The 19,236-nt window shown below is 61.0% G+C and carries 17 protein-coding genes; 5 read left to right on the plus strand and 12 right to left on the minus strand.

Annotated features, from left to right (window positions below):
- Positions 1–35 precede the first annotated feature (35 nt).
- On the minus strand, positions 36–1,313 hold the full coding sequence (gene fucP / locus AC0JZ8_RS09365; RefSeq protein ID WP_471893346.1) for an L-fucose:H+ symporter permease: 1,278 nt from the start codon (positions 1,311–1,313) through the stop codon (positions 36–38).
- Between the two features lie 393 nt (positions 1,314–1,706).
- The gene (locus AC0JZ8_RS09370) at positions 1,707–3,230 is read right to left on the minus strand and encodes an outer membrane beta-barrel protein (protein WP_471892360.1); all 1,524 of its coding nucleotides are present in this window, start codon (positions 3,228–3,230) and stop codon (positions 1,707–1,709) included.
- 460 nt (positions 3,231–3,690) lie between these two features.
- Here AC0JZ8_RS09370 and AC0JZ8_RS09375 point away from each other — a divergent pair, with 460 nt between their 5' ends.
- Both AC0JZ8_RS09375 and AC0JZ8_RS09380 read left to right on the plus strand, forming a co-directional pair.
- Positions 3,691–3,876 (plus strand): Flp family type IVb pilin, encoded by a 186-nt coding sequence (locus AC0JZ8_RS09375; RefSeq protein WP_062460949.1) that lies wholly within the window; start codon positions 3,691–3,693, stop codon positions 3,874–3,876.
- A gap of 307 nt (positions 3,877–4,183) precedes the next feature.
- On the plus strand, positions 4,184–5,179 hold the full coding sequence (locus AC0JZ8_RS09380; protein ID WP_113109756.1) for a KpsF/GutQ family sugar-phosphate isomerase: 996 nt from the start codon (positions 4,184–4,186) through the stop codon (positions 5,177–5,179).
- Positions 5,180–5,193: 14 nt separating this feature from the next.
- Here the strand turns inward: AC0JZ8_RS09380 and AC0JZ8_RS09385 are convergent, their stop codons facing one another.
- Positions 5,194–5,673 (minus strand): NfeD family protein, encoded by a 480-nt coding sequence (locus tag AC0JZ8_RS09385; protein WP_471892361.1) that lies wholly within the window; start codon positions 5,671–5,673, stop codon positions 5,194–5,196.
- Positions 5,674–5,680: 7 nt separating this feature from the next.
- Entirely contained in the window at positions 5,681–6,718 is a 1,038-nt protein-coding gene (locus AC0JZ8_RS09390) for an SPFH domain-containing protein (RefSeq protein WP_430242420.1), read from the minus strand.
- A 148-nt stretch (positions 6,719–6,866) separates the two neighbouring features.
- Here AC0JZ8_RS09390 and queC point away from each other — a divergent pair, with 148 nt between their 5' ends.
- Positions 6,867–7,577 (plus strand): 7-cyano-7-deazaguanine synthase QueC, encoded by a 711-nt coding sequence (gene queC, locus AC0JZ8_RS09395; RefSeq protein WP_325263127.1) that lies wholly within the window; start codon positions 6,867–6,869, stop codon positions 7,575–7,577.
- Between the two features lie 3 nt (positions 7,578–7,580).
- Here queC and AC0JZ8_RS09400 read toward each other — a convergent pair whose 3' ends face one another.
- From AC0JZ8_RS09400 to AC0JZ8_RS09425, 6 genes are all read right to left on the minus strand, one after another.
- Positions 7,581–8,267 (minus strand): SDR family NAD(P)-dependent oxidoreductase, encoded by a 687-nt coding sequence (locus AC0JZ8_RS09400; RefSeq protein ID WP_471892362.1) that lies wholly within the window; start codon positions 8,265–8,267, stop codon positions 7,581–7,583.
- 17 nt (positions 8,268–8,284) lie between these two features.
- The gene (gene hemH / locus AC0JZ8_RS09405) at positions 8,285–9,319 is read right to left on the minus strand and encodes a ferrochelatase (protein WP_113109760.1); all 1,035 of its coding nucleotides are present in this window, start codon (positions 9,317–9,319) and stop codon (positions 8,285–8,287) included.
- A gap of 132 nt (positions 9,320–9,451) precedes the next feature.
- Positions 9,452–11,617: a 5'-nucleotidase C-terminal domain-containing protein gene (locus AC0JZ8_RS09410; RefSeq protein ID WP_471893347.1), complete on the minus strand. Its 2,166-nt coding sequence runs from the start codon at positions 11,615–11,617 to the stop codon at positions 9,452–9,454.
- A 222-nt stretch (positions 11,618–11,839) separates the two neighbouring features.
- Positions 11,840–12,202 carry an outer membrane lipoprotein Omp10 gene (gene omp10, locus AC0JZ8_RS09415; protein WP_062460929.1) on the minus strand — a complete coding sequence of 121 codons (363 nt, stop codon included), beginning with the start codon at positions 12,200–12,202 and terminating at the stop codon, positions 11,840–11,842.
- Between the two features lie 285 nt (positions 12,203–12,487).
- Positions 12,488–13,936, minus strand: a complete 1,449-nt coding sequence (locus AC0JZ8_RS09420) for a homospermidine synthase (RefSeq protein WP_062460925.1) — start codon at positions 13,934–13,936, stop codon at positions 12,488–12,490.
- A 530-nt stretch (positions 13,937–14,466) separates the two neighbouring features.
- Positions 14,467–15,357: a LysR family transcriptional regulator gene (locus tag AC0JZ8_RS09425; RefSeq protein WP_062582360.1), complete on the minus strand. Its 891-nt coding sequence runs from the start codon at positions 15,355–15,357 to the stop codon at positions 14,467–14,469.
- A gap of 112 nt (positions 15,358–15,469) precedes the next feature.
- On the opposite strand from AC0JZ8_RS09425, the gene AC0JZ8_RS09430 reads away from it, so the two are divergent.
- Both AC0JZ8_RS09430 and AC0JZ8_RS09435 read left to right on the plus strand, forming a co-directional pair.
- A complete protein-coding gene (locus AC0JZ8_RS09430) occupies positions 15,470–16,189 on the plus strand; it encodes an SDR family oxidoreductase (RefSeq protein WP_062582362.1) in 720 nt (239 codons plus the stop codon).
- Between the two features lie 14 nt (positions 16,190–16,203).
- A complete protein-coding gene (locus tag AC0JZ8_RS09435) occupies positions 16,204–16,536 on the plus strand; it encodes an Atu4866 domain-containing protein (protein WP_471892363.1) in 333 nt (110 codons plus the stop codon).
- A 10-nt stretch (positions 16,537–16,546) separates the two neighbouring features.
- On the opposite strand, the gene AC0JZ8_RS09440 is transcribed toward AC0JZ8_RS09435, so the two are convergent.
- Both AC0JZ8_RS09440 and AC0JZ8_RS09445 read right to left on the minus strand, forming a co-directional pair.
- Positions 16,547–17,200 carry an aminotransferase class IV family protein gene (locus AC0JZ8_RS09440; protein ID WP_062460911.1) on the minus strand — a complete coding sequence of 218 codons (654 nt, stop codon included), beginning with the start codon at positions 17,198–17,200 and terminating at the stop codon, positions 16,547–16,549.
- A gap of 36 nt (positions 17,201–17,236) precedes the next feature.
- Positions 17,237–19,081: a M3 family oligoendopeptidase gene (locus AC0JZ8_RS09445; protein WP_471893348.1), complete on the minus strand. Its 1,845-nt coding sequence runs from the start codon at positions 19,079–19,081 to the stop codon at positions 17,237–17,239.
- Positions 19,082–19,236: the final 155 nt, after the last annotated feature.

Raw genomic sequence — 19,236 nt, forward strand, 5'->3', positions numbered from 1 at the left:
GGGGCGTTTTTCGTTTCGGGGACCGATGCCTTCGATCAGGCCGCCCTGTGACCTTTGAGGCCGTAATAGGCGATGTAGAGGTAGCATATCGCCGGCATCAGGAAGGCGAGGTGGATGCCGACCGTATCGGCCAGCATGCCCTGCACGACCGGCAGGATGGCACCGCCGACGATGGCCAGGCAGAGGATGCCCGATCCCTGGCTGGTGTGGCGACCAAGACCCTTGAGTGCCAGGCTGAAGATGGTCGGGAACATGATCGAGTTGAACAGGCCGATGGCGAGCACCGACCACATTGCCAGCGAGCCGCCGGCAAACACCGTGAGCAGGATCAGAAGGATCGCAACACCGGCATTGAACGCCAGCGCCTTGCCGTCGTCGACGAAGCGCATGACATAGGCGCCGACGAAACGACCGATCATGGCGCCACCCCAGAAATAGGCGACGTAATGAGCGGCTTCCGATTCCGGCATGCCGGCGATGCTTGGTTCTGCCAGGTAATTGACCAGGAACGAGCCGATCGACACTTCGGCGCCGACATAGACGAACAGGCCGATCGCGCCGAGAACGAGGTGACGGTAGGCCCACGCGGAGCTACGTTCGCCGCCTTCAGCGACCGTCGTGTCTTCCGTTTCGACATGCGGCAGCTTCAGGGCTGCAAAGACGGCGGCCAGCACGAGGAAGGCGATTGCCAGAAGCATGTAAGGGAAGCGGACGGCATCAGCCTCTGCGAGGCGCAAGGCTTCGAGTTGTTCGCCGCTGGCGCTCTGGATGTCGCCGGTCGCGGCCGACAGGATGAGGAAGGCGCCGAAGAGCGGTGCGATCGTGGTTCCGAGCGAGTTGAAGGCCTGGGTCAGCGTCAGCCGGCTCGAGGCAGTTTCAGGGGCGCCCAGCTCCGTCACATAGGGATTGGCGGCAACCTGCAGAATGGTGACACCGCTTGCCAGCACAAACAGCGCGCCGAGAAACAGCGCATAGACGCGGTAGCTGGCAGCCGGGATGAACAGCCCACAGCCGATCGCTGCAATCAGCAGGCCGACGACGATGCCCCATTTGTAGCTGATGCGCTTCACAAGCGCGCCGGCCGGCAGCGACACGATGAAATAGGCGCCGAAGAAGCACAGCTGGATCATCATCGACTGGGTGTAGTTGAGCTGGAAGACGTTCTTCAGGTGCGGGATCAGAATGTCGTTCAGGCAGGTGATAAAGCCCCACATGAAAAACAGGGAAGTCAGGGCAACGAGAGCGAAGCGGTAATTGTTACCTGCCGTCGAACTTGTTGCTGTGCGCGGTGTGGTCGCGCTGTCTGTTGGAATTCCAGCCACGTTGAGCCTCTAATCTATCAGGATGTATCGATGGAGTGCATTAATGCTGCACTGCGACAATTCGTCGTGAGCGCTTATATGTTGCGCACAGTCCTGAGGGGAAGTGGGCGGAAGCCCGGGCGCAAGCTTTGTACAACGTGCATGGACGGCTTGATCGGCTGGAGAAGCCATGCGCTGGAGGAGTAGCTGGAGCAACGATTGCTGCAGTGCGGAAATAATTGTTCGCGGGAAGGTATGTTGGAGACAGAACCCATTCCGATCCCGGGCCGTTTAGCGCGACTTCGTACTTTATGCCTATTGTGAAGGCACACATGTCGAAGCGTTGGCGCCGAGTGGCGGCAGTACCGGGATAGATATCACGGAAACGTGATTGCCTGATGGACGCTATCGCTTCAGAGTCAGCCCCATGCCCGCGCGAACGATGTTCTGTTCGGTGCCGCCCGTGGTTTTCTCGTATTCAACGTCGCTCGTGAGATCGAGATAGCGGTTGATTGCCCATGTTATCCCCGCGCCGGCAAGCCAGGTGACCTCGTCTTCGCTGCCGGAATCAAAGTTGCGGAACACGGTGCTGCCGCTCAGGCGTGCCACGACGCTGTCGCGCATCTCGTGCGCAAGCGCTGCGGTGAGCTCATACTCCACCCATCCGCCTTCGCCGGGCGTTGTGGAATCCTGGACTGTCGTGCGCAGACCGAGATTGACGTCGGTGCCGCGCTGTGGTGACCAGGTCGCATCGCCATCAAAGCTGATGCCACCGACATTCTTGAGGCGGTTATCCTCGTAGTCGACGACCTCATAGCCCGTTCCCAACTCGCCGCGCAGTTTCTCGCCGAAATCGAACTCGACGCCGGTGCGCGCGGCATAGGTCTGCGATGAGCGCTGATAGCCAGAAGCATCGCGCTTGCGATCGTAGAATGTGTGGCCCGATGCGATTTCCCCAAACGGGATGAGGGCAGGCGAAAGTTCATAGCCGAGGCGCAGTCGACCATCGATGCCGCTGCGATTGCGGTCTTTCATGTTGAGCGTGCCGCCGTCCGCAAGCTTTGCCTCGGTATAGACATATCGAGAGCCGTTGACGGCGGCGAGTGCTCTAATCTTGCCGATGTCGCGACCGATCGATGCCCCGGTCTGGAACAGGTGCACGCCGGACTGGACGTCGGCGCCACCGACGGCGTTCGGGTCGTCATTGTCCTCACGGGTAAAGCTGTAGCCGCTGGTCAGATGCGCAACGGTATCGTCTGCAAGATCGAGACGCAGATCAGCGCTGATCTTGCCCTCCGGATCCTCGCCTTCCTTGCTCTTGGTGAAATTGTGCTCAATCGTGGTTTCGCCGGTAACTGTCAGCGCATGCCGTGACCAGTCGGAGGTCAGCGTTCCGCGAATCCCGGTTGCCGCGTAATTGCGCGTTTCCTTCGATCCGTTCTCGCGGGTGATTTCTGTGTTGATGCTCTGATTGATGGACGGGCGCAGCATGAACGTGCCGAGCCGGATGCCGGTCGGATCCACCTCTTGACGCGGAGCCTCCTGCGGATCGATTGCCTCGGGACCATCATCGAGCGGCTCGAGATCGGACGGACCGATCGGCTGGTTGAAGTCGACTTCCGGCTCCTGAACACGCGCGGCCGCACTCTGTTGCGCCGTCGTATCGGCGGCCCGTTCGTCTCCGGCAACGGCGACTATGCCGGGAATCGTCCCGCCGACCGGTGCAGTCGGGGTGTTGCGGGTAATCGTCGATGTTCCGGCTGTTCCGACCTGGCTGCTGGGAATGGCTGGAAGCGCGCTGCCACTGTCTGGAAAAAGGCTCTGCGAAACGGCAGCCGACGGGAGGATCAGTGCCGAGCCGGCCAGCAGCAGTCCATACGCACGGCCGCGCAACGAAAGCGTCGTGGCTTTTGTCCTGCTGATAATCATCGGACTGCCCGGAAATCGGAAATGCTGATCCAAAGGCAAAGTCCAGCGTCGCTCCGCATCCACAGGTCCGTCCTGGCTAAGTGTATGCTTTGAAACACGAATGTCACCTTGTCGGATTTATCGCGAAGTATGCCTCGAAAGGGTTAGTTTATGGTTAACAGTTGGTGAAACCGGCCGCGTGGGGCTGCGCGACTGCCCTTCACGCTATCCGTCCACTCGCCAGGAGATGCCACTACATTTGCATGAACATTCCCAGCGCGCATGGATGGTCGCAGGGCACAAACGCCGGTTGCCCAAGGCTGGCGAATTCGCGCGTTTACGGTGATTTAACCAAGTCAAACGTGACATTTACACACATTGGATTTGTTTAAGCGCATTAAGAAAATGTATCTACAGTTGAAGTATAGAAACTTGATATCGGAGCAATTCCGTTCCGAGGGGCGAGTCAGGGAAGAGTTATATGTCAATTCTTGCACGCATGATGAAGGATGAGTCGGGCGCGACTGCCATCGAATATGGCCTCATTGCCGCACTTATTTCCGTTGCTTTGATTGCCGGCGCAACAACGCTCGGCGGCGCTTTGAATAACCAGTTCAGCAACATAGCAGGAAAGCTCACCTGCGACGGAAGTGCCACCACTTGCTGATTGCAGTCTGCGAAATGCCATAGAAGGAGCCGTCTCGACATTCGAGGGGGCTCCGTTCGTCATCAGGCTGCAGTGTGCTGGGGGCCGTTGGACGTATTTATTCCGCGAATATCTTGGAACGCTGAGCGCGTCAGTGATGTACGCAAACAGCTGTGCGATTTCCCGTTGCCCGGTTCTTTCCTTGCTCAGCGACACTCTAGCCAGCGACCGGTTTCGAAGATCGACGCATTGTTTTCTCGAAGTCCGCAATACTTGCTCAGCGGCTAATGCGATGGACTTGACCAGGAAAAAGCGCTAAGCCTGCGACATGATAAAGAGAGCGTTGCAGGCCGCAGAGGTCGATGTCATTGATTCCGCCCTGCGGACGATTGCCTTTGGAAAACAGGGCCTTGTAGCCCTTGATCATGCCCTTCAGAATGGCCTGGGCGGCCCGTTCCGCGCAGCGGCCGAGCTGATCGGTGGCATCAGCGGTCGTGTCATCGTGACCGGCATCGGCAAGAGCGGCCATATCGGCAAAAAGATTGCTGCAAGCTTTGCCTCGACAGGAACGCCGGCCTTCTTCGTGCATCCGGTCGAAGCAAACCACGGCGATCTCGGCATGATTGCGCCCGGCGATGTCGTGCTGGCGCTGTCCTGGAGCGGCGAGACCGCCGAGTTGCAGGGGATCGTATCGTTCACCCGTCGCTTTTCTATTCCTTTGATCGCACTCACGTCTGGTGAGGTCTCAGCGCTCGGCAGAGCGGCAGATGTCGTTCTGCTTCTGCCGAAGGAACAGGAAGCCTGTCCGCACGGGCTGGCTCCAACCACCTCCACGCTGATGCAGCTTGCGATGGGCGACGCGCTCGCTGTGGCGCTTCTGGAAGCGCGCGGTTTTTCGGCAACCGATTTCCGCGTCTATCATCCCGGCGGCAAGCTCGGCGCCATGCTGTCGCATGTCAGCGACCTCATGCATGTCGGCGACAGCATTCCGTTGGTGCGCCAGGGCGTTCTGATGCCGGAAGCGGTGCAGGAACTGTCGCGCAAGCGGTTCGGCTGCGTCGGTGTTACCGATGATGAGGGCCGGCTTGTCGGCGTCGTCACCGATGGCGACATTGCGCGCCATCTCGACGTCGACCTGACGAAGATGTCCGTGGACGAGGTCATGACCGTTCGTCCGAAGACTGTCGGCAAGGATACGCTGGCGACTGCGGCTCTCGCGCTTCTCAACCAGTATAGTATCGGTGCACTTCTCGTCGTCGGCGAAGATCAGCGCCCGATCGGCATCGTCCATTTCCACGATCTGCTCCGCGTCGGCGTCGCCTGAAACCCATCTGAGTTTCAGGCGGGACGCAAGACGGTGGCGGTTGCTTCGACGCGAAGATCGCGGCCATTTGATTCGATGATCACGACCTGCGTGCCGGCTGGCAGGTCCGGCCCGATGATCGACCACCACGTATCATCAAGCCTGATCCGTCCGCGACCTTCCGCGATCGGCTCGTGCAGCGTTGCGGTGCGCCCGACGAGGCTTTCGCCACGCCGGTTGAGGTTCGGCTGATCGCTCTCGCCGCCACGGCTCGAATAGAAGCGACGCCCTACCACCGCCAGTGCGACCGCGAGCACGGCAAACAGCAGAAGCTGCACCTGCCAGGTCCAGATGCCGGTATCCCAGAGTGCCAGAGACAGCGCGCCGATGATGATGGCGGCAAGCCCGATCCAGATCAGGAAGGCACCGGGAACGGCAAGTTCTGCTGCGAGCAGGACGAGGCCGAGGAGCCACCAGCTCCACGAGCCGAGGCTGCGTACCAGATCGATGATCATTGCAGCCTCATTTGTCGGAGGAGGGCGTATAGGGCGGGATGACGGCGGTCACGCTTGGCGTGCTGCGGGTGGTGCGCGAAGGCTGGCCGGGTTGCGTGCGGGGCGCTGCCGGGGCAGGGCCGTCGCCATCTCCGAAGACTTCCTTGGCGATGGCGCCGATGCCGCCGAGCGAACCGATCAGCGACGAGGCTTCAAGCGGCATCAGCACGATCTTGGAATTGTTCGCCTTGCCGATCTCGACCAGAGCTTCGGTATATTTCTGCGCCACGAAGTAGTTGATCGCCTGCACGTTGCCGGAGGCGATTGCTTCGGAGACGACCTGCGTCGCGCGTGCTTCGGCTTCTGCCAGACGCTCGCGCGCCTCGGCATCGCGGAACGCTGCTTCGCGTTCGCCTTCGGCCTGCAGCACAGCGGCCTGTTTCGCGCCCTCGGCCCGCAGGATCTGCGCGTTGCGTGAGCCTTCGGCCTCGAGGATCTGGGCGCGCTTCTCGCGCTCCGCCTTCATCTGGCGGCCCATCGATTGCACGAGGTCTGCCGGCGGCTGGATGTCCTTGATCTCGACGCGGGTGACCTTGATGCCCCAGGGATGAACCGCTTGGTCGACGACGCGCAGCAGCCGTTCGTTGATGACTTCGCGGTTGGACAACAGCTCGTCGAGGTCCATCGAACCCATGACCGAGCGAATATTGGTCATCGTGAGGTTCTGGATGGCGAGTTGGAGATTGGTGATCTGGTAGGCGGCCTGCGCGGCGTTGAGCACCTGATAGAAGGCGACGGCATCGGCCGAAACGCTGGCATTGTCCCGGGTAATGACTTCCTGGGTGGGAATGTCGAGCACCTGTTCCATGACGTTCATCCGCGCGCCGATGCGCTCGATGAACGGTGTCAGGATATTGAGGCCCGGCTCCAGCGTGCGCGTGTAGCGGCCAAACCGCTCGACGGTGTAGTTATAGCCCTGCGGCACGGTCTTCACGAGGGCAAAGAGCAGGAGTATCGCGAGGATTACGATACCGATGACAAAATAGTCGAAACCGTCCAGGCTCATGAAGAGGCCTCCTGCCCAATAAATTGCGTTCGTTTCATACCCGACAACCCTAGAGATGTGCGGAGGTGTTCACAAGCGCATGTTCTTGCACTAGAAACCGCCGGACACACGGGTCGCAGCCTACCCCGACAAAACAAGGACCAAAACCATGAAGACCATCGTCGTCTGTTCCGGCGGACTGGATTCCGTTTCGCTTGCCCACAAGATTGATGCCGAGCAGGATTTGATCGGGCTCGTCTCGTTCGATTACGGCCAGCGACACAGGAAGGAACTCGACTATGCCGCGGCCTGTGCGCTGCGGCTGGGCGTACCTCACCAGATCATCGATATGCGCTCGATCGGTGACCAGCTGACGGGATCGGCGCTGACGGACGATCTGGACGTGCCTGACGGTCATTACGCTGAGGAAACGATGCGGGTCACCGTCGTGCCGAACCGCAACGCGATCATGCTCGCGGTCGCGTTCGGGGTGGCGGCGGCCCAGAGCGCGGATGCGGTGGCGATTGCCGTCCATGGCGGCGACCATTTCATCTATCCCGATTGCCGGCCGGGCTTTATCGACGCGTTTCAGACGATGCAGGATCATGCGCTCGACGGATACGCCTCGGTGCGGCTGCTGGCGCCTTATGTGAATGGGTCGAAGGCCGATATCGTCACCGACGGCGCAAAACACGGTACACCGTTTGGCGACACCTGGTCCTGCTACAAGGGTGGCGAAAACCATTGCGGCCGGTGCGGCACCTGCGTCGAGCGTCGCGAGGCGTTTCATCTCGCTGGCGTCGCGGATCCGACCGAGTATGAGGATGCCGAATTCTGGAAGTCCGCAACGGACGGGTTTCGCGCCGACGAAGTGCGGTAAGCGCTATTCGGCGTAGATCATCTTCTTGGTCATGCCGCCGTCGAGCGTCAGGACCTGGCCGGTCATGAAGCCGGCACTCGACAGATAGAGAACGGCGTCGGCAATGTCCTTCGGGCGACCGACGCGGCCGACAGGGTGCTGTGCGTGGTCCTCGTCGCTCAGCTTCGTCTCATTGGTGATCCAGCCCGGCGCGATGGCATTGACCCGGATTTTCGGGCCAAGGCTGATCGCAAGTGCGTGGGTGAAGGCGACCAATGCGCCCTTGGACGCGGCATAGGCTTCCGTATCCGGTTCCGACATGAAGGCGCGTGTCGACACCATGTTCACGATGGATCCTCCTAATGACATCAGCGGAACTGCAGCGCGGGTCATCAGGAAGGCGCCCGTCAGATGGCTATCGGTCACGCGGCGCCAGTCGGCAAGCGACAGCTGCGCAATCGGGCCATGGTTCGGGCTGGCGATGCCGGCATTGTTGACGAGCAGGTCGAGACTGTCCCAGCCGAGTAGCGCAAAGGCTTCCTCGACCGAGGTTTCGTCGGAGACATCGCAGAGAACGGGCTGAACGCCCTTCGGAACATCAGCCGTTTCGCTGAAGTCGAACGAGGCGACCTCGAAACCGTGGTCGGCCAGATCAGTGCAGATCCCGCTTCCGATCAGGCCGGCACCGCCGGTAACGATGGCTCGCTTCATCGCGATCTCCCTAAAGCTCAGACCCAGCCCTGCAACTCGCGACGAACCACCGTCTCAAGCACGTTGATGCCGTCGACGCTGTCGTTGAGGCAGGGAATATGGACGAAATTCTCGCCGCCATGGTGCATGAAGATCTCGCCAGCCTCGCCGGCAATTTCCTCAAGCGTTTCCAGGCAGTCGGAGACGAAGCCGGGGTTCATGATGGCGACGCGCTTGATGCCTTCGGCGGCAAGCGTTTCCATCGTCTTGTCGGTATAGGGCTGCAGCCATTCCTCAGGCCCGAAGCGCGACTGGAAGGTCAGGCGCAACTGCTTCTCGGTATAGCCGAGCTCTTCGCGCAGCAACCGTGCGGTCTTGTAGCAGAAACAGTGATAGGGGTCGCCGGCCTTGAAGTAGGACTGCGGAATGCCGTGGAAAGAGGTGATCAGCAGCTGCGGTTCCCACTCGAGCGTCGACAGCGTCTGGCGAACGGAATTGGCCAGCGCCACGATATAGGCGGGGTCATCGTGATAGGTTGGCACCGTGCGCAAGGCCGGCTGCCAGCGCTGCTTCATCAGGTATTCGAACGCCTTGTCGTTGACGGTCGCCGTCGTTGCAGCCGCGTATTGCGGGTAAAGAGGAAACAGCAGGATCCGGTCGCAGCCCTGCGCCTTCAGCGCGTCCATGCGCTCGGCGATGGAGGGCTTTCCGTAGCGCATGCCCCAATCGACCACGACGTTTGGCAGATCGGCCAGACGCTCGGCCATTTTCTCGCCTTGGCTGCGGGTGTAGGTGCGCAGATAGCTCTCGTCGAGATCCTTGTTCCAGATCTCCTCATAGGCCTTGCCGACCTTCTGCGGACGCTTGTTGAGGACGATGCCGTAGAGGATCGGATACCAGAACAGCCGCGACCATTCGATGACACGCTTGTCGGACAGGAATTCGGCGAGGTAACGCCGCATCGACCAGTAGTCCGTGCCGTCGGGCGTGCCGAGATTGACGAGCAGTACGCCAACTTTGCCGAAGGTAACCTTCGGATGACCGGTAGGCAGTTTTGAGGGCACGATATTCATGCGGTCACTTCCGATCGGGTTCGACCGCAGGATGCGGCCGGAGGATTGTCTGGCTCTATTTAGAAACAATCAACGGCCCGGGGAAGCCCCGAGCCGTCGGTTGCATCAGGACAAATTGTCCCGCTTTCGTTTTTATCTGGCCGGCAGTTCCAGCTCCTTGCCGATCTGGATGACATCCGGGTTGCGAAGGCTATTGGCCTTGGAGATGTCCATCCACTTCTCGCCGTCGCCATAGGTGCTTTCGGCGATCTTCCACAGCGAGTCACCCTTGACCACGGTGTATTTGCTCGGGCCAGCAGGAGCCGGGGACGCCGTCGTGGCCGGTGCAGGGGTGGCTGGTGCAGGTGCGGCTGGTGCAGGTGCTGCCGGTTCCGTTGTCATGGGCACGGGGGCGGCTGGAGCCGCTGGTGCAGGAGCCGGTGCTGCTGGTGCGGGGGTCGCAGGTGCCGGGGTTGCCGGTGCCGCTGGCGCCGGTGTGGCCGGAGCAGGAGTAGCCGGAGTGGCCGGGGCGGGAGTAGCCGGGGCAGAGGGGGCAGGAGTGGCAGGAGCTTGGGCCGTCGTTGCCGGTGCAGCCGGTGCGGGAGTTGTAGCAGGCGCCGGAGCAGGAGTTGCGGCAGGCGCCGGAGCAGGCGTTGCAGCCGGTGCCGGTGCCGGGGCGGCAGCTGCCTTCGGTAACGGCTTGTAGTCTGCCGGTGTCAGGTCGGTGATGCGGCCATCGGTATAGGGCTTGTAGGGGCTGTTGGCCGAGATGTAGTCGGCAACGGCGTTTTCGAGGTTGGGTCCGAAGTCGTAGGCGTTGACGGCCGCGGTGTTGAAGATCTTGTAGCCGTCGCCGCCGGTGCGGACGTAGTTGTTGGTAACGACGCCGTATGTCTTGTTCGGGTCGATCGGAACGAAGGCCTCGCCTTCCTTGACCTGAACGTCGCTGATGCGGCTGCCGCTCGACTTCGACCGGTCGAAGGAGAACTTCATGCCTGCCACCTGCGGGAAGCGACCGGCGCCGTCGTCGATCTGGCTGACGCCGTTTTCAAGGGCGGTGACGACATCCGAGCCTTTCAGCTGGAAGGTTGCGATCGTGTTCTGGAACGGCAGGACGGTAAGGATTTCGCCCATCGTCACTTCGCCGGAATCGATCGAGGCACGCAGGCCGCCGCCGTTCTGGATGGAGAGCGTGATGCCCTGATCCTTGACGCGGTCAAGCTGTGCATCGGCAAGCAGGTTGCCCATCGTGCATTCCTTAGCGCGGCAGTTGAGGCGATCGCCATCGATGACGCCTTCGGTCGAGCCGACGACCTTCTTCTTGATCTCTTCGAGCGGGCCGCCGAGTTCCTTGACCTTGGCGACAAACGCCGCGTCCTGCGGAACGCTGGAATCGAGCAGCTTCGGTGCCCCCGCGGAAGACCTCACGACGCCGTTGTCATCGAAAACGACCGAGAGATCACCGAGATATTTGGAATAGGCGTAGGACGTCACGATCGGAATATCGACGCCAGCAGGGCTTTTGACGATGGTCGGGTAGGGGCCGGATGCCTTGGGGTCGGTGCTGGACAGGTAGGTATGGCTGTGGCCGCCGACGATCACGTCGATGCCGGCAACGGCTGCCGCGATTTCCTTGTCCTTGACGTAGCCGACATGGGAGAGGAGCACGATCTTGTTGATGCCCTGCGACTGGAGATCAGCCACGGCATTCTTCACATAGGTGATCTCGTCCTCGAAGGTGATGTCGGGACCCGGCGAAGAGGTTTCGCTCGTATCTTTCGCGAGAACGGAGACGATGGCAACACGCTGGCCGCCGAAATCCTTGATCACGTAACCCTTGTACTTGTCGGCCAGCGGTGTTCCAGCCTTGGCGATGGTATTGCCGGAAATGATCGGAAACTTCAGCGCGGTAATGAACTTCAGCAGTTCCTGCGGGCCGTCGTCGAACTCGTGGTTGCCGATCGCCATCGCATCGAAGCCGATGCCGTTCATGAATTCGGCAACGGGCGCGCTCTTGTAGGTGCTGTAAAACAGCGAACCCTGAAACTGGTCGCCGGCATCGAGAACGAGAACGTTCTTGCCCTGCAACTCGCTGCGGCGGGCGTCGATGGCCGACTTCACGCGCGCGATGCCACCGAAGCATTCGTTCTTTTCGGTCTCGGCGGGCGTGCAGGTGGAATCGTATTTGTTGATCGGCTCGATACGGGAATGCAGGTCGTTGATGTGGAGAATATTGAGTTCGAAGTCGGCCATCGCGACGCCGCTCGAAAGGGCAATGACCGATGCGGTCACGATCCCCAATCCGATAGTTCTCATCATCATCTCTCTCCTTTTATGATTGCGCGCGTGTGGGCGTGCATGTTCCCGATTTTTGTATCACGCCATGGTGACGATCGTTGTGCAGCGCATGTTTTCACCAAGCAAAACTGGTTTCAAGGTAAATGTGACAAGGCCGGAGCTATTCGCCCTCGCGCACAACGCGAAAGGCCCCGCATCAAGCGAGGCCCTCCCTAACTCTGGAATGACTGTGAAGCTGGGCGATCAGCTGCGGCGGGCGAGCGAAAACTGCGCGCCGCTATCCTGCGTGCAGTTCAGCTGGCTCTGCGTGACCAACGAGCAGTTGACGCGCGACTGCGTCTTGCGCACCAGCGAGGTCATGTTGATCTCGACCAGCGTCGGCGAGAGCTTGTTATAGGTGCCGGAGGCGAGAAGCGCGTTGCTGTCGCTTGCACGGGTGTTGAACGTGCCCGCCTGGAAGGTGGAGACGATACCGTTCGGATCGACCCATGCACCCTCGACGCCCTGCGGCTGCACTGGTGCTGATACCATGCGTGGCGGCGGAGAAGAGACGCAGGCCGTGAGGCTGGCTGCCGCAATGAGCACGAGGCCCGTTTTGAAGTTCATGATCTGTCTCCCGCGATTCGGTCCGGCTTGTGGTCTGCAACCATGCCTTCTGGAGCCTATGTAAAGCAAGACTGCGGATTGGGAAGACTGGGGACAGGCAGGAGTTTTCGCTTTGTGAAGAACGGGCGCGGGTGTGGCTTTTATACGCTCCAGCCGGTTCTTCCCGTCATGGCCTGGAAGAGGCCGCAAGTTGCCGCCGCAAGGCGCGATCGAGGCGGGGTTCCGCTCCGCGCAAGCGGGAGAGGGGGTGGGGCCCGCGGCTGACGCGAGCCCCCTCATTGATTCCTAGCGAACCAGGATGTTCTTGAACTGCCAGGCGTCCTTTTCGTCGATGTCTTCCGGGAACAGACCCGGGCGACCTTCGAGCGGGGTCCAGTCGGTGTAGTGGCCTTCGACCGGGCCGAGATACGGCATCTGCACTTCGAGGCAGCGCTTGTAATCCACCTCGTCGGCTTCGACGATGCCGGCCTTCGGGTTTTCGAGCGCCCAGACCATGCCAGCGAGAACCGCCGAAGTTACCTGCAAACCGGTTGCGTTTTGGTAAGGCGCGATGCGGCGGGTTTCTTCCAGCGACAGGCGCGAGCCGAACCAGTAGGCATTCTTCTCGTGACCGTAGAGCAGCACACCGAGTTCATCGACACCGTCTTCCAGTTCATGCTCGTCGAGCACGTGCAGGACGGGCTGCTGAGTGCCGCCATTGCCGAACATTTCGTGCAGCGACAGAACCGCGTCATTGGCCGGGTGGTAGGCATAGTGGCAGGTCGGACGGTAGACGACTTCGCCGTCCTTTTCGACGGTGAAATAGTCGGCGATCGAGATCGACTCGTTGTGGGTAACGAGGAAGCCGTATTGCGGACCCGGCGTCGGGCACCAGGTGCGAACGCGGGTGTTGGCGCCCGGCTGTTCGAGGTAGATTGCGGCCTGGCAGCCCTTCTTGTGCTTCTTGGCGTTCTTCGGCATCCAGTTTTCGTGGGTGCCCCAACCGAGTTCGGCCGGCTGCAGACCTTCCGAGATGAAGCCTTCGACCGACCAGGTGTTCCAGAACACGTTGAGCGGCTTGGGGTTCTTGGTGCGCTGGGTGTCGCGCTCGGCAATGTGAACGCCCTTGACGCCCAGCTTCTTCATCAGCTTCGCCCAGCCTTCGCGGTCGTGCTGGTCCGGCTCATCGAATTTGAGGCCGGTGTCATTGGCAAGGTTGACCAGCGCCTGCTTGACGAACCAGGAAACCATGCCCGGGTTTGCGCCGCAGGTGGAAACGGCCGTGGTGCCGCCCGGGTTCTTCTTCTTCTCGTGGCGCACGGTCTCGCGCAGCGCATAGTTGGTGCGCTCGGAGTTCTTCATGCTCTTGTCGAAATAGAAGCCGAGCCAGGGTTCGACGACGGTGTCGATATAAAGGACGTCAAGCTTGCGGCACATCTTCATCAGATCGAGCGAGCCCGTGTCGACCGACAGGTTGACGCAGAAGCCCTGGCCTTCGCCTTCGGTCAGAAGCGGCTTCAGCAGCTCCTTGTAGTTTTCCTTGGTGACATGGTCCTTGATGTGACGGATGCCGTGCTTCTTGAGGATCTCCATGTCGGAGGGCTCTTCGCGCGGGTCGATAACCACCATCCGGCTCTTGTCGAACTTGAAATGGCGTTCGATCAACGGCAGCGTGCCGCGGCCGATCGATCCGAAACCGATCATCACGATCGGACCGGTGATTTCGCCATATACCGGATAGGTCTCGTCTTTCATCGTATTCTCCCTGTGGGTGGACTGCTCTTACACCGCCGCAGCCTGGCTTTTTCGAGGCGTAACGGACCCGTGTGACATGCATCTGATGCCCGGCCTAGATCACAAAATTTCGTCACAATAAAGGGGTCGCGTTTGAGGCGTACGCTGGAATAACGGTCCCGAGGTTGTTTTCGCCCGACCGGCGCGCCGGGCGCCCAAAATGTGGTTTCCGCTCGGTTGGTCCGTTTTGCGTGGATAATGCTAAATCTAGCACCTGTCCCTTGGAACCGTTTTCGCGCACCCTAAAATCTGCTGGGAACGACCAGGGGAATGTCATGTTGAAATTCGGTTTGCGTTTGTCGCCGAATAGGTCAGGGCGCGGGGGCATCGGGGCGATCGTGGTGCCGTCGAAGCTTAGCAGGATCCGTCGCGGCAATGTGTCGATGGGACGTGCTTTTCCGGCGTGGGGATTGTGGGTCGTGTTCTGGTTGGTGCTGGCGCTTGGGTGCACCATGGCGGTGGCTGTCGCCCGGTCGCCCGCCTGACATCACTCATCTGGTCCCTTGCAGGTGATCCACCAGAGCGCGCAGTTTTGGCGCCATGTTCCGCCTGCTCGGATAGTAGAGATAGAAGCCCGGAAACCACGGGCTGAATTCTTCGAGCACCGGCACCAGCTCGCCCGTGGCGATCGCCGGGCGGAAGCTCTCTTCCATGCCGAAGCTGATGCCCGCACCGGCAATGGCCAGGCGAACCATCAGCGCCATGTCGGTCGTGGTGATCGTGTCAGAAACGGCGACCGAGAATTCCTTGCCGTCTTGCGAAAACTCCCAGCGATAGGGCGCCTGATGGACGGAGGCCCGCCACCCGATGCAACGGTGAACGCCAAGTTCGCGTGGGTGAGCCGGGGTGCCGTAGCCTTTGAGGTAGCCCGGCGAGGCGACGGCGATCTGGCGCTGGTTTCCGGAAACCGGCACGGCGATCATGTCCTGCGCGATGACTTCGCCGAGCCTCACGCCCGCATCATAGCCCTCCGCAACGATATCGAATTCTTCGTCGGTCACAGTGATATGCAATGTCACCTCCGGATGTTCCTCGGCGAAGGACGCGAGCACGGGGCCGGATAGAAAGCTCTCGGCAATCGAGGAGACCGCAAGGTTCAGGCGGCCGCGCGGACGTCCGTGCAGGTTTGCTGCCGCCTCGGTGGCGCCGCGCATCTCCGACAGCGCTGGCGCAACCTCGGAATAGAGCCGCTCGCCCGCCTCCGTCAGGGCAACGCTGCGGGTGGTGCGTGCAACGAGCGCGATGCCGAGCGTCTCTTCCAACCGGCGGATCGTCTGGCTGACGGCCGAGCGGGTGACGCCGAGGCGGTCGGCGGCGGCACGAAAGCTTTTTTCTTCTGCGACCAGCGTGAAGACCGCGAGCGCATTGTAATCAGTCAGCATTGGTTAGAATTCCTTGCCACTGTGGAAACAGCTGGGCGGCTTATCGCGACAATGGAGGAGGAATAGGGTCCTTGCAATCCGCAGGCAAGCGGAGAGCGAAGGAGCTAATCACATGGACAAGGTTGTTCTCATCACCGGCGCATCGAGCGGGATCGGTGCAGGTATCGCCCGCGAACTGGCAAAAGCCGGGGCGGCACTGATGCTGGGCGCCCGCCGCACCGACCGGCTGGAGGAGCTCGCCCGGGAACTCCGGGACTTGGGCGCCAAGGTCGCGATCCGCAGGCTTGACGTCACCGATCGCGCCGATGTCGCGGCATTTGCGCAGGCGGCGGTGGCGGAATTCGGCCGGGTCGACGTGATCGTCAACAATGCGGGCGTCATGCCGCTATCGCTGATGTCTTCGCTCAAGGTCGACGAGTGGGACCGGATGATCGACGTGAATATCAAGGGCGTGCTCTACGGCATAGCTGCCGTGCTGCCTCTGATGACGGCGCAGGGCTCAGGCCAGATCATCAATATCGCATCGGTCGGCGCTCTCAGTGTTTCACCCACGGCTGCGGTCTATTGCGCCACCAAATATGCGGTGCGGGCGATTTCCGACGGCTTGCGGCAGGAGCATGACAACCTGCGCGTCACCTGCATCCATCCGGGCGTGGTGGAAAGCGAGCTTGCCGATACCATCACCGATGCCGTCGCTGCCGAGGCCATGAAGACCTACCGCGCCATTGCCCTGAAGCCGGATGCGATCGGTCGCGCCGTGCGCTTCGCGATCGAGCAGCCCGACGATGTCGATGTGAACGAGATTGTCGTTCGCCCGACGCGGGCGCAGTGAAGGGTACGGCTGCCATGAACCGCCGCCATCTCCTCCTTGTTGCCGCCGCGTCTTTCGGCGCGGCGCTTCCTTCCCATGCAGAGGACATCATGGACAACAAGATCCAACCCGCGGGTCATCCCTACGTCGGAATGTGGGTAACGGCAGACGGACATATCCGTCACGAGCTGCAGCAAGATAACCGCTATGATGAAGCACGCGGCTCTCGCAAAAGCGCGTATCAGGGCCGGTATCTCGTCACCGGCGATCACATCGATTATTGGGACGATACCGGGTTCACCGCCGATGGCGACTTCATCGACGGCGTGCTGCATCATGCGGGGATGGTGCTCTACCGGGAACAGTAGGGGCTTCGCGTCAGACCAGTTCGGCCCGGATCAGGCCGCGCAGGGAATTGCCGACGAAGAGGCGTTTCCCGGCAAGGTCGGTCTGTTTCACAAGGCCAGACTTGGCGCGGCCCTCGCGGATCAGATCGCCGCGCAGGATCCCCGCAAGCAGACCGGATGAGATCGGCGGTGTCGTCAGCGTGCCGTCGGCCTGCTCCACGAAGAGATTGGTGCGCGTGCCTTCGCAGACCTCTGCGCGTTCGTTGAGCAGGATCACCTCGTCCACGTCTTCAGGGAATTCGGCGCGGGCGGCGTCATAGACTTCGCGGCGCGATGTCTTGTGGCGATACATCGGATCATCCGAGGGCAGGCGCGTCTGCGCGATCCCGATCCGCCAGATCGCATCCTTGGCAACGGGCGCGAACGGCGTGGCGACGATCTCGACCTTGCCGCGGAACGTCATTTCCAGCCGCACGCGAAGCGGCGTCTCTCCTTCGACCGAGGCCTGGAGCTGTTTCATCAGGTCTGGCGGGGCCGGGCGAAAGCCCAGGGCATCGGCCGAACGGTTCAGCCGACGCAAATGCTGGTCGATCCGGGTAAAACCGGAACCCGGCTCCCAGCGCATGGTTTCGATCAGTGAAAGATCCACCGGTTTTGCACCGCGACCCTTGGCCTTCACAGACATCGCAACCCCTCCGACCTGCGTTTGACCGTCCGTTGATCAGACAGCCTTGTCCAAAGCTTCCAACTCGTCGATCAGACCTTCGATCATCGACAGGCCCTTCGACCAGAAGGACGGATCGGTGGCATCTAGGCCGAATGGCTTGAGCAATTCCGAATGATGCTTGGTGCCGCCTGCCTTCAGAAGGTCGAAATACTTGTCCTGGAAGCCGGGGGCGGCGTTCTGGTAGACCGCGTAGAGCGAGTTCACCAGGCAGTCGCCGAAGGCATAGGCATAGACGTAGAAAGGCGAATGGATGAAGTGGGGGATATAGGTCCACCATGTCTCGTAGCCTTCCGAGATCCGGATTGCCGGGCCGAGGCTCTCGTTCTGGACGGACAGCCACAGTTCGCCGATCTGCTCCGACGTCAGTTCGCCCTGCTTGCGGGCCGTGTGGATCTTGCGCTCGAACTGGTAGAAGGCGATCTGGCGGACGACCGTATTGATCATATCCTCCACCTTCTGGGCGAGCATCGCCTTGCGTTCGCGCTTGTCCCTGGTCTTTTCCAAGAGTGCCCGGAACGTCAGCATCTCGCCGAACACGGAGGCGGTTTCGGCAAGCGTCAGCGGTGTCTGGCACATCAGCGCGCCCTGGCCGCCGGCGAGAACCTGATGCACGCCGTGGCCAAGCTCGTGGGCAAGCGTCATCACGTCGCGCGGCTTGCCCATATAGTTGACGAGAACGTAAGGGTGGGCAGAGGGCACGACCGGATGCGCGAACGCGCCCGGTGCCTTGCCGGGACGTGCCGGCGCGTCGATCCATTCCTCGTCGAAGAAGCGGCCGGCGATGGCGGCCATTTCCGGCGAGAAGGCGCCATAGGCGGACAGGACGGTGTCCTTTGCTTCCGGCCATGAAATCAGGCCTTTCGGCGTTTCCGGCAGTGGCGCATTGCGGTCCCAGTAGTTCAGCTGGTCGACGCCGAGCCATTTCGCTTTCATCGCGTAATAGCGGTGCGACAGGCGCGGATAGGCTTGCGTCACCGCTTCCGAGAGCGCGTCGACGACTTCGCGTTCGACGCGGTTCGCCAGGTGACGGCTATCGGCGATATCCTCAAACCCGCGCCAGCGGTCGGAGATTTCCTTTTCCTTGGCGAGCGTGTTGGTGATCAGCGTGAACACGCGCAGGTTTTCGCCAAACGTTTTCGACAGTGCTACGGCCGCCTTGGCGCGGGTTTCCGGCTCGGGCTCTACCAGCATGTTGAGCGTGATTTCGAGCGGTTGTTTTTCGCCATCTACCTCGAAGCGAAGTTCCGACATGGTTTCGTCGAACAGGCGGTTGAAGGCGGCGGCCGACGTCATCGACTTCTCGAGAAAGAGCTGCTCGAGCTTGTCGTCCAGCTGGAAGGGCTTATCCATTCTCAAGTCCACCAGCCAGGGGCGGAAATGGCCGGTTGCGGGATCGCGGTCCATCGCCGCATTGATGACCGCATCGTCGATCCGGTTCAGTTCCAGCGCGAAAAACAGGAGATGCGAGGAGAGATCCGTCAGCTTTGTCTGGATGTCGCCGTAGAACTTGCCGTTTGCCGGGTTGGACGTGTCCGAAAAATAGGTGAGGCCGGCGAACGAGCCGATCTTGCCGAGGAGGTCGTCGAGCGCGTCATATTCCGACAAGGCCTCGCCAAGTCCGCCGGCACCGGTCTTTGCGGCAGCGTCTGCAAGCTTGCCTTTCCACTTTTCCTCGAAAGCCAGCGACAGCGTGCGCGCTTTTTCCAGATCGGCCACAAATTCCGGGGCATCCTTGGCAGCGTAGAGATCGGACAATTTCCAGACTGGCAGGACACCGAGCGCGGGGTCGGCGGGCGAAGCAGCGGGGGACGCGCCGGAAAAAGCAGGAGAGGCGGTCATGGTGTGCCAGTTACGGAAATTTCTCACGGTTTTCTCCTGTCGATGGCGATCCTGTGCCAGAACCGACTGTTTTCCCCCTCGGCCGTTAAAATGCAAGCTTTTCTCAAAAGGGGATGTTCAAGCCTCTCTGACACAACTTGCAGCATAAGAGCCCA

Source organism: Velazquezella soli, assembly GCF_977018685.1.

Bases quoted from the DNA above. Each gene is read 5' to 3' on its own strand.
- AC0JZ8_RS09370 (WP_471892360.1), bottom strand. From the start codon at position 3,230: ATGATTATCAGCAGGACAAAAGCCACGACGCTTTCGTTGCGCGGCCGT.
- AC0JZ8_RS09375 (WP_062460949.1), top strand. From the start codon at position 3,691: ATGTCAATTCTTGCACGCATGATGAAGGATGAGTCGGGCGCGACTGCC.
- AC0JZ8_RS09380 (WP_113109756.1), top strand. From the start codon at position 4,184: ATGATAAAGAGAGCGTTGCAGGCCGCAGAGGTCGATGTCATTGATTCC.
- AC0JZ8_RS09385 (WP_471892361.1), bottom strand. From the start codon at position 5,673: ATGATCATCGATCTGGTACGCAGCCTCGGCTCGTGGAGCTGGTGGCTC.
- AC0JZ8_RS09390 (WP_430242420.1), bottom strand. From the start codon at position 6,718: ATGAGCCTGGACGGTTTCGACTATTTTGTCATCGGTATCGTAATCCTC.
- queC (WP_325263127.1), top strand. From the start codon at position 6,867: ATGAAGACCATCGTCGTCTGTTCCGGCGGACTGGATTCCGTTTCGCTT.
- AC0JZ8_RS09400 (WP_471892362.1), bottom strand. From the start codon at position 8,267: ATGAAGCGAGCCATCGTTACCGGCGGTGCCGGCCTGATCGGAAGCGGG.
- hemH (WP_113109760.1), bottom strand. From the start codon at position 9,319: ATGAATATCGTGCCCTCAAAACTGCCTACCGGTCATCCGAAGGTTACC.
- AC0JZ8_RS09410 (WP_471893347.1), bottom strand. From the start codon at position 11,617: ATGATGAGAACTATCGGATTGGGGATCGTGACCGCATCGGTCATTGCC.
- omp10 (WP_062460929.1), bottom strand. From the start codon at position 12,202: ATGAACTTCAAAACGGGCCTCGTGCTCATTGCGGCAGCCAGCCTCACG.
- AC0JZ8_RS09420 (WP_062460925.1), bottom strand. From the start codon at position 13,936: ATGAAAGACGAGACCTATCCGGTATATGGCGAAATCACCGGTCCGATC.
- AC0JZ8_RS09425 (WP_062582360.1), bottom strand. From the start codon at position 15,357: ATGCTGACTGATTACAATGCGCTCGCGGTCTTCACGCTGGTCGCAGAA.
- AC0JZ8_RS09430 (WP_062582362.1), top strand. From the start codon at position 15,470: ATGGACAAGGTTGTTCTCATCACCGGCGCATCGAGCGGGATCGGTGCA.
- AC0JZ8_RS09435 (WP_471892363.1), top strand. From the start codon at position 16,204: ATGAACCGCCGCCATCTCCTCCTTGTTGCCGCCGCGTCTTTCGGCGCG.
- AC0JZ8_RS09440 (WP_062460911.1), bottom strand. From the start codon at position 17,200: ATGTCTGTGAAGGCCAAGGGTCGCGGTGCAAAACCGGTGGATCTTTCA.
- AC0JZ8_RS09445 (WP_471893348.1), bottom strand. From the start codon at position 19,081: ATGACCGCCTCTCCTGCTTTTTCCGGCGCGTCCCCCGCTGCTTCGCCC.